This window comes from Zoogloea oryzae (genome assembly GCF_030161255.1).
Lineage (GTDB): Bacteria > Pseudomonadota > Gammaproteobacteria > Burkholderiales > Rhodocyclaceae > Zoogloea > Zoogloea oryzae.
Genome location: NZ_BSPX01000201.1, coordinates 1 through 1224 on the forward strand (window position 1 = coordinate 1; position 1224 = coordinate 1224).

The window sequence follows — 1224 nt, forward strand, 5'->3', positions numbered from 1 at the left end:
TTCGAGAACCGCCTGGGCGCGAGGCTCGCCGACGTGCGCGTGCATCCCGACGCCTCCGCCGCCGTCGACCTGGGCGCCAACGCCTTTGCCGCCGGCCGCGACATCGGCTTCGCCCCCGGCCGCTGGCAGCCCGGCACCCACGAGGGCCGCCGCCTGCTGGGCCACGAGCTGGGCCATGTGCTGGAGCAAGGCGCGCGCCGCCAGCCGGCCATCCAGCTTGAGGAAGCCGCCAAGCCCGAAGACGGCGACAAGGCCGCCGAGGTGCTGACGGAGGGCGTCAAGACGGTCGTCGAACAGGCGAAGGAGAACGAAGGCGTCAAGCAGACCCTCCTCGACCCGGCCAAGCGTTACGCCCTCGGTCAGTGGAACGCCCTTGGCACCGGCGAGAAGGTCGGCGTGGCCGGCTTTGGGGCCGGCACCTACGGCCTCGCCCTGGGCGCCGGGCTGGCCGACCCGGCCGGGCGCAAGCTGCTGTCGGATGTGAACCTCGTCGCCCCGCTGGGGCTGATCCCGTATTCCACCCTCACCGACTTCCGCTACATCCTCCCGGCCACCCCGGGCGGCCCCACGCAGCTCAAGGCCTCGTTCTCGGGCGACGATCTGCTGGGCCTCGCCCACCGGAAGCTGTCTTGGATGCCGCCCATGACACTCAGCCTCGACCTGGGCTGGAGCCTCGACCCGTCCGGCGGCGTCAGCCTCAGCTCGGCCAAGGCCACCTGGGGCGTGATGCCGGGGGTGTCCCTGCAGGCCGGCAGCGGCGTCGGGCTCGACTGGAAGCCCACCGTCACCGGCCTCGACGGCCAGACCTCGACGGTCATGAAATCCCTGCCGGCCCCCGCCGGCGCGGGCGCCACGCCAGCCGGCGTCGGGGTGTTCGTGACCATCGACCTGCTCAAGGCGCCCTTCGTGCCCGCCCCGATCCGCGCTGCGCTGGGTGGAGACGTGAAGAAGTAGGCCATGCCGGCAACCCACGCCGCGGTTGAGCCGAAGCACGGTAAAGACGCCAATTCGCGGGTGGGCGCTGCCCATGCGCCCGAAGAAGCAGCGGCAGACCGCCTCGCCGAAACCCTGGTGGGCACATCCGCGCCGGTAAAGCTCGACTGCCCGGCCTGCGCAGCCGGCCCGAAGCCGTGCCCCGCCTGCGCGGCAGCGGCAAACCAGATCCGCCGCAGCGCCACTGGCCCCGGCCCCACCGCAGCGCCGGGCTCGGTGGGCAAGGCCCTC

Annotated in this window: 2 protein-coding genes; both read left to right on the forward strand. The window is 72.9% G+C overall.

The features are described 5' to 3' along the window. Positions 1-954 (forward strand): eCIS core domain-containing protein (locus tag QQK25_RS23020; RefSeq protein ID WP_284190049.1); only part of this gene is annotated, 954 nt, incomplete at its 5' end. Positions 955-957: 3 nt separating this feature from the next. Next, on the forward strand, positions 958-1224 hold a 267-nt coding region (locus QQK25_RS23025; RefSeq protein WP_284190050.1), incomplete at its 3' end, for a hypothetical protein.